Annotated in this window: 8 protein-coding genes and 1 pseudogene; 4 read left to right on the forward strand and 5 right to left on the reverse strand. The window is 67.2% G+C overall.

Annotated elements, in window-relative coordinates; translation table 11 throughout:
- Positions 1-105: 105 nt before the first annotated feature.
- Positions 106-1935: an autotransporter assembly complex family protein gene (locus G3N94_RS38550; RefSeq protein ID WP_205799454.1), complete on the reverse strand. Its 1830-nt coding sequence runs from the start codon at positions 1933-1935 to the stop codon at positions 106-108.
- 255 nt (positions 1936-2190) lie between these two features.
- Here G3N94_RS38550 and G3N94_RS38555 point away from each other — a divergent pair, with 255 nt between their 5' ends.
- From G3N94_RS38555 to panD, 4 genes are all read left to right on the forward strand, one after another.
- The gene (locus G3N94_RS38555) at positions 2191-2379 is read left to right on the forward strand and encodes a DUF3460 family protein (protein ID WP_010091005.1); all 189 of its coding nucleotides are present in this window, start codon (positions 2191-2193) and stop codon (positions 2377-2379) included.
- A 4-nt stretch (positions 2380-2383) separates the two neighbouring features.
- Complete coding sequence (locus G3N94_RS38560) at positions 2384-3286, forward strand: ScpA family protein (protein WP_185732159.1); 903 nt, start codon at positions 2384-2386, stop codon at positions 3284-3286.
- A 280-nt stretch (positions 3287-3566) separates the two neighbouring features.
- Positions 3567-4406, forward strand: coding sequence for a pantoate--beta-alanine ligase (gene panC, locus G3N94_RS38565; protein ID WP_205799455.1), 840 nt, complete (start codon positions 3567-3569; stop codon positions 4404-4406).
- A 43-nt stretch (positions 4407-4449) separates the two neighbouring features.
- Entirely contained in the window at positions 4450-4836 is a 387-nt protein-coding gene (gene panD / locus G3N94_RS38570; protein ID WP_124597752.1) for an aspartate 1-decarboxylase, read from the forward strand.
- A gap of 114 nt (positions 4837-4950) precedes the next feature.
- Here panD and G3N94_RS38575 read toward each other — a convergent pair whose 3' ends face one another.
- From G3N94_RS38575 to G3N94_RS38585, 4 genes and pseudogenes are all read right to left on the reverse strand, one after another.
- Positions 4951-5601, reverse strand: coding sequence for a ParA family protein (locus G3N94_RS38575; RefSeq protein ID WP_205799456.1), 651 nt, complete (start codon positions 5599-5601; stop codon positions 4951-4953).
- Between the two features lie 134 nt (positions 5602-5735).
- Positions 5736-6149, reverse strand: coding sequence for a DoxX family protein (locus tag G3N94_RS38580; protein WP_205799457.1), 414 nt, complete (start codon positions 6147-6149; stop codon positions 5736-5738).
- A 158-nt stretch (positions 6150-6307) separates the two neighbouring features.
- Positions 6308-6442 carry a hypothetical protein gene (locus G3N94_RS43065; protein ID WP_277398605.1) on the reverse strand — a complete coding sequence of 45 codons (135 nt, stop codon included), beginning with the start codon at positions 6440-6442 and terminating at the stop codon, positions 6308-6310.
- Positions 6443-6565: 123 nt separating this feature from the next.
- Positions 6566-6816, reverse strand: a pseudogene (locus tag G3N94_RS38585) (cobyric acid synthase CobQ); the annotation flags it as partial.

The raw sequence follows: 6816 nt of genomic DNA on the forward strand, positions 1-6816 counted from the left end.
CCGGACGCGGCTCCTGCGCGCGCCGGTCGTCGGGCGAATCCGGATCGTGAGGCGGCGGCGGGTCGTGGGCGTCCTTCGTCATGCGGTGTGGGTTCGTTCAGGGTTTCAGAATGCGATGCCGAGCGTCAGGTAAGGTCGCACGGTGCGGTTGCGCAGCCCGTACGCGACGTCGACATTGACCGGCCCGACCGGGCTGCGCCAGCGTGCGCCGATGCCGACGCCCGGATAGAACACCTTCTCGCCCCATGCGTCGGTTGCGGTGCCGATGTCGAAGAACGTCGCGGCGCCCCAGTCGCGGTTGAACCAGTGCTGGTACTCGGCGGTGCCGGTCATCAGGTATTTGGTCGGCAGCACCGAGCCGTCGACGTTGTTGCCGATGCTCTGGTAGCCGTAGCCGCGGACCGAGTTCGAGCCGCCCGCGCGGAACAGCAGCGACGCCGGCACGCCCGACGAGCTGCCGCTCGTGAATACGCCGCCCAGTTCCGCGCGGAACACGAACAGGTCGCGCTTGCCGATCGGCAGGTACTGCTGGCCGCGCGCGTAGCCGCGGATGAAGGTCTGGTCGGTCAGCACGTTCTTCACCGCGAAGCCGGCTTCCGCGTGGATCAGGTTGCCCGAGCGCGGGAACAGCGGATCGTCGACGTTGCGGCGCGTCCACGCCCACTGCGGCACGAGCGCGCGGCTCATGGTCGGCCCCGCGCCGTTCTGGTTGAGCCGGTCCTGGTAGAACATCAGCGAGTACGCGTAGTCGATGAACTGCCCGGCGCGCGTGCGCTGCACGCCGATCCGCGCGCTGTAGATGCGCGTGTCCGACACGTTGGTGTTCGTGTACGACGCGAGCACGCTGTTGGTCCACGCGCGCGGCCCCGGCGGCATCGACAGCTGGATCTGGCCGTACTGCTGGATCTGGTCGACCCGGCCCGATACCGTGAGCGGCCAGGCCGCGCCGAACGTGTCGAGGTACGTATACGAGCCCTGGATGTGCGGGCCCGTGTCGGTCGCATAGCCAACCCCGCCGCGCACGCTGTTGTACGGATATTCGCTGACCTTCACGTGCACGGGTGTCTTCTCAGGCTTCGCGGTGTCGTCGCCGACGTCGATCGCGACGCTCGCGTAGTACGGCGTGTTCTGCAGCTGCCGCTGCAGCTCGGTGATCCGCTGCACGTCGTAGATCTCGCCTTCGGACACCGGATTGACGTTCGTGACGATCTTCTCCGGATAGCGGCGCACGCCTTCGACGTCGACCTTGCCGATCGTGAAGGTCGGACCGCTGTCGAACGTGACGGCGAGCGTCGCGCGCTGCGTGCGCGAATCGATGCGGGCCTCGGACGCGGTGATCTTCGCGCCGAGGTAGCGATGCGACTGCAGTTGCCTGAGCGCGGCGCTCTTCGCAGTGTCCCACCCAGCCTGCGTGAACGGGTCGCCATTCTTCAGCGAGAACGCGAAACGCGTCGCGGCCTCCTGCTTCGGGTCCTCCGAGCCGACCGGCCCCTTGAAGGTCAGCTCGACCGACGACACGACCGTCTGCGGCCCTGGATCGACCGACACCTTCACGTCGCGCTTGCCGTTGCGCGTGCGCACGTCGGTGCGCACGACCGGCGAGAAATAGCCTTCCGTCGCGGTCAGGTCGCGCACCTGCTGCGGGGTGGCGGTCACGAGGAAGTCGAACTGGTCGTCGCTGACGTCGTCGCGCTTGCCGAAGCGCGCGATGTCGAGGTGGGACTTGAGGAGCTTGCGGATCGAGCGCGGCGCGTCGATCTCGACGTCGTACTTCGCGTAGGCGGGCAGCGACGCAAGCGCCGCGATGCAGGCGAGAACCACGCTCGCGGCACGGGCCGCGCCGTCGCCGCGCTTTACGCACGCACAGCCCGCACGGCCCGCCTGCCGCCCGGCGTCATGCGCCGCGTTTCGTTGCTGATTCGCCTGCCCCGCCAAATATGACCTCGCCCTCGTTGATGTTCGAATTGATGGGAAACCCTGTATTTGACCACACGGACGCCATCGCACCGCCAGACGCGCGCCATACACGCGCCATTGACGCTTGCGCGCAACGGCGCGCTGACGGGGCGGCGCGGCGCCTGTCCGCGTTTTCGACGCGCGTTTCGCGCCGGCTGTTCCCCGCGATGCGGTAAAATCCCGCCATCCCACATTCCGGCGCACCGCGCGCCGCCCGTCACGGAAAGCCAAGCCATGCCGTACCAGTCCGACGTCACGCAATTCCTGAACCAGCTCAAGCAGCAGAAGCCGACGCTCGAAGAAGAGCAGCGCAAGGGCCGCGCGCTTCTGTGGGACAAGCAGCCGATCGACCTCGACGAGCGCGCAGCGCAACAGGATTCGCGCGTGAAGCAGACGTCCTACGTCTATTACCAGAACTTCTGACGTCGTGAGCGCCGCCGACGAGGCCAGCGCGGCCCGGCCTGACGCGGCCCGGCCCGACGTGGCCCGGCCGGAAGACGCGGTCGCCGCGCCCGCGGGCGCCGATTCGACGCCCGACACGGTCGACGGCGTCGCCGCGTTCGCACGCCTGTACGGCGAGCCGCTCTTCAAGCTTCCGCAGGATCTGTACATCCCGCCCGACGCGCTCGAGATCTTCCTCGAAGCGTTCGAAGGCCCGCTCGACCTGCTGCTCTACCTGATCCGCAAGCAGAACTTCAACGTGCTCGACATTCCGATGGCGCAGGTCACCGCGCAATATCTCGGCTATGTCGACCAGATCCGCACGTCGAACCTCGAACTCGCGGCCGAATACCTGCTGATGGCCGCGATGCTGATCGAGATCAAGTCGCGGATGCTGCTGCCGGTCAAGAAGGCCGATACGGGCGAGGAAGCGGAGGATCCGCGCGCCGAACTCGTGCGCCGCCTGCTCGAATACGAGCAGATGAAGCTCGCCGCGCAGCGCCTCGACCAGTTGCCGCAGCTCGGCCGCGACTTCCTGCGCGCCGAGGTCTACATCGAGCAGAGCGTCACGCCGCGTTTCCCGGACGTGAACTCGGACGACCTGCGCGCCGCGTGGGCCGACGTGCTGAAGCGCGCGAAGCTCGTCCAGCATCACAAGATCTCCCGCGAGGAGCTGTCGGTGCGCGAGCACATGAGCCTGATCCTGCGCAGGCTGCAGAACGCGCGCTTCATGGAGTTCGCCGATCTGTTCGACACGTCGCGCGGCGTGCCGGTCGTCGTCGTGAACTTCATCGCGATGCTCGAGCTATCGCGCGAATCGCTCGTCGAGATCACCCAGGCCGAACCGTTCGCGCCGATCTACGTCCGCCTCGCCTACCTGCCCGCCTGAGCCGGCGCAGCTCGCCGAGCCGCCGCTCCTCCGTCACGCCGGTCCTCCGTCAATTGGGGCCGGTTTGCGCTCGTGCCGCGGTATTCCCGATAAAAGTGAACGATCGTGCTCTTATCGATGCGTCCGGCGACCAAATCCTCTACAATCCGCCGACGCCCGATGCGCCGCCCGCGCGCGGGCGCGATTAGCACTGCGTTTACCGCTACTTTTGCCGCTACGACCCCGACGCCGCGTGCCGCGGCGCGAACGCGCACCAGCGCGAGGAACCCGCTATCCGACCATGAAAGTCATCAGCTCGATCCAGGAACTGCGCGACCAGTTGCGCGGACAGAACCGCACGGCCTTCGTGCCGACGATGGGCAACCTGCACGAAGGGCACCTGTCGCTGATGCGGCTCGCGCGCCAGCACGGCGACCCGGTGGTGGCGAGCATCTTCGTGAACCGCCTGCAGTTCGGCCCGAACGAGGATTTCGACAAGTATCCGCGCACGATGCAGGATGACATCGAGAAGCTGCAGAAGGAAAACGTCTACGTGCTGTTCGCGCCGACCGAGCGCGACATGTATCCGCAACCGCAGGAATACCGCGTGCAGCCGCCGAACGACCTCGGCGGGATCCTCGAGGGTGAGTTCCGGCCCGGTTTCTTCACTGGCGTGTGCACGGTCGTCACGAAGCTGATGTCGTGCGTGCAGCCGCGCGTCGCCGTGTTCGGCAAGAAGGATTACCAGCAGCTGATGATCGTGCGCAGCATGTGCCAGCAGCTCGCGCTGCCGGTCGACATCGTCGCGGCCGAGACCGTGCGTGACACCGACGGCCTCGCGCTGTCGTCGCGCAACCGCTATCTCGCGCCGGCCGAACGCCAGGAGGCGCCGGAACTCGTGAAGACGCTGCAGCGCATCCGCGAGTCCGTGCTCGGCGGCGAGCGCGACCTCGTCAAGCTCGAACAGCACGCGCACGCGCACCTCGCCGGCCGCGGCTGGGCGCCCGACTATATCTCGATCCGCCGGCGCGCGAACCTGCTCGCGCCGAGCGCCGCCGAACTCGAGGCCGGCGAGCCGCTCGTCGTGCTCGCCGCCGCGAAGCTCGGCGCGACCCGCCTTATCGACAACCTGGAAATCTGACGGCTTTCGCCGCCAGCGCATCACGACGCATCAAGGAGGCACCATGCAGCGCAACATGCTCAAATCGAAGATCCACCGCGCGGCCGTCACGCACTGCGAGCTGCATTACGAAGGCTCGTGCGCGATCGACGAGGACTTGCTCGAAGCCGCGAACATCGTCGAGAACGAGCGGATCGACATCTGGAACATCAACAACGGCGAGCGCTTCTCGACCTACGCGATCAAGGGTGAGCGCGGCAGCGGGATGATCTCGCTGAACGGCTCGGCCGCGCGCCGCGCGCAGCTCGGCGACCTCGTGATCATCGCAGCATTCGCGGTGGTCGACGAAGCCGAACTGAAGGCAGGCTGGAAGCCGGACCTCGTGTTCGTCGACGAAGGCAACAAGATCAAGGGCAGCCGCGATCACGTGCCGACCCAGAACTGGACCTGATCGCTTGCGGTGCCGGGGCGCGCGGCCGACGCACGACGCGGCGGCCCGCCCGGGCACGGTTGCGTGTCCATCCGAACTGCCGCGCCGGATGAACAAAGCGCCGCGCTCAGCGCGTCACGACGCCTTCGCGGCCTTGGCCGGCCGGCCTTCGGCCCATTCGATGATCGGCCGCCACTGCTCGAGATCCTTGTCGACGCGGCTCTTCGCGACGTCCCACAGCGTGAGCCCGTGCGCGGCGAGCTGCACGTAGTTCTGCGTGTCACGCACATAGCCAAGCACGGGCAGCTTCAGCCCCTCGACGAAGCGGTGCAGCTGGTCGGCCGAACGCGTGCGCGCATCGACCCGCATCCCGACGATCCCGACCTCGATGTTGCCCTTGCGCACGGCCTTCTCGTTCGCGAGCCGTTCGAGGAATTGCTGGGTCGCGAGGATGTCGAAGATCGACGGCTGCAGCGGCACGATCACCTTGTCGGCAAGTTGCAGCGCGACGTTCAGCCGGTTGCCGTGCAGGCCGGCCGGCGTGTCGATCACTGCGTATTCGAGGCCGCGCGGCGGCTTCGACGGCGCATCGGGATCGAGCTCCCACGCCTCGATTGCCGGCAGCCCGGCCGGGCGCAGGTCGAGCCACGCATGCGCGGACTGCTGCCGGTCGAGATCGGCGAGCGCCACCCAGGTGCCCTGCGCCGCGAAATAACCAGCGAGATTGGTAGACAGCGTGCTCTTCCCCACGCCGCCTTTCGGATTCGCCACTACGATGACCGTCATGAATTCCCCCGAAAAACCGCGCGGCGCCAGCCGGTAGGCGGGCGCCGCAGAATTGCGGATACAGGGAGCGATGATATCGGCAAATGGGGCGTCACCGGAACGGGTCGCGCCCAAGTCGCCGCGCCGGTGGCCGGTCAGGCGCGCTGCGCGGCCGCACGTTGCGTACCGAGCGCGAACGCGCCACCGCCCAGCAGCGCCTGAACGGCGAGCGTTACGGCCCAGAACGCCGGATATTCCCAGCCGCCGTGCGGCGACGCGAAGCTCCAGCCGTTCGGCAGATGCGCGGCGGTCGCGCCGAGCATGAACGGCAACAGCAGCAGTGCGGCGATGCGCACCCGGAAACCGGCGACGAGCGCAAGGCCGCCGGCCAGCTCGACGACGGTCGTCACGTAAGCGAGCCACGCGGGCAGGCCGATCGACGCGAAAAACTGCGCGGTGCCGGGCAGCGTGAAGACGAATACCTTCTGCGCGACGTGCGCGAGGTACAGCACGCCAAGCGCGACCCGCAGCAGCGTCGCGGCGAAGTCGTTCAAGCGGTTCGGGTTCATGTCGGGTTCCTTCGGGAGTGAATGGGAATGGAATGCACTCTATTCGAACCCGTTTCACCAATAAACAAGCTTTCACGCTTAAATTACTTCCAGATGAGAACGAATACGACGCAAAAAAGGGGCATGACCATCATGCCCCCGCGATTCGCGTTTCAGATTCAGTAGCCGCCCTTGCCTTGCGAGGATCCGCTGGACTGGCCGCCGTTCGGCGCATACGAATCGCACGCGTGCACCCACGTCGACGCCGTCAGCAACCCCAACAGCACTGCGCACCACCACCGTCGAGCCTTCATCGTCGCGCTCCTCCGGACGGGTATCCGCCCTCCTTTGGTTGTACGTCACGCAACGAAAAAAGCGAGCATGAATCGTCGGCCGAAACGGCAAGCGCCGGCAGCCTTGCGCGTTGCGCAACGCAGTCAGCGGAATTCGGCGTACAGCGCACCCAGGTCGAGATGCGCGGCGAACGTGTCCGCGAGCCGTTCCAGCGACGCTTCGCGCAGCGCCGGATAGTCGATCCGCTCGGCCGCGTCGAGGCCCGCCCAGCCGAGCAGCGCCGCGCACGCGTCCGGCGCGTCGAAGAGGCCGTGTACGTAGGTCGCGAGGATCTGCCCGTCGGCCGACAGCGCGCCGTCCGTACGCGTGCCGCCCGCGACAGGCGTGCCGCCCG

Source organism: Burkholderia sp. Ac-20353 (assembly GCF_017104785.1).
Taxonomy (GTDB): domain Bacteria; phylum Pseudomonadota; class Gammaproteobacteria; order Burkholderiales; family Burkholderiaceae; genus Burkholderia.